Here is a 551-nt window from a genome sequence, read left to right as displayed (position 1 = left end):
CGGCAATCTCTCGTGCATAACGCAAGAAAGAATTGCTTCCCAAGCGGGCTTCGGCAACCGCTAAAGAGTCTGCCCCCAATTGCGCATGCGTTTTCATGATCATGAACTCTTCATCTGTTAGCTTGCCTGGCTTGAGCAAGATACTATCTGGAATACCTACTTTACCCACATCATGCAAAGGTGCCGACTTATATAAAAGATCCACCGTCTCAGCATCCAGATAGTCTTTGAAGTCGGGATGTGCACTCAAATGTTCCGCTAGCACACGGACGTAATGCTGAGTTCTCAGAATATGGCCACCGGTTTCATTGTCCCGGGTTTCTGCAAGCGAAGCTAGCGCTAGCACAGACACATCTCGAGTCAATTGAAGTTCGTCCCTATGCTGCTGCAAACTGGCAATCATCGCATTGGTACCCTCAGCCATACGCCCAAACTCATCATGACTGACTACCGGCACTCGCTGTTCCAGGTCACCATTCATCACCTCAAACAAGGTATGATTCTGGTAATAAAGGTACATATTCAAGTTTGTCACATAGGAATATATGATC

1 protein-coding gene is annotated in these 551 nt (G+C 47.2%); it reads right to left on the bottom strand.

Features of this window, described 5'->3' with window-relative positions:
- On the bottom strand, window positions 1–520 hold a 520-nt coding region (locus A3761_RS00965), incomplete at its 3' end, for an HD domain-containing protein (protein WP_304439561.1).
- Window positions 521–551: the final 31 nt, after the last annotated feature.

This window comes from Oleiphilus sp. HI0123 (assembly GCF_001635315.1).
Note: the sequence above shows the minus strand (reverse complement) of the source record. Positions and strands in the feature narration are given on the sequence as shown.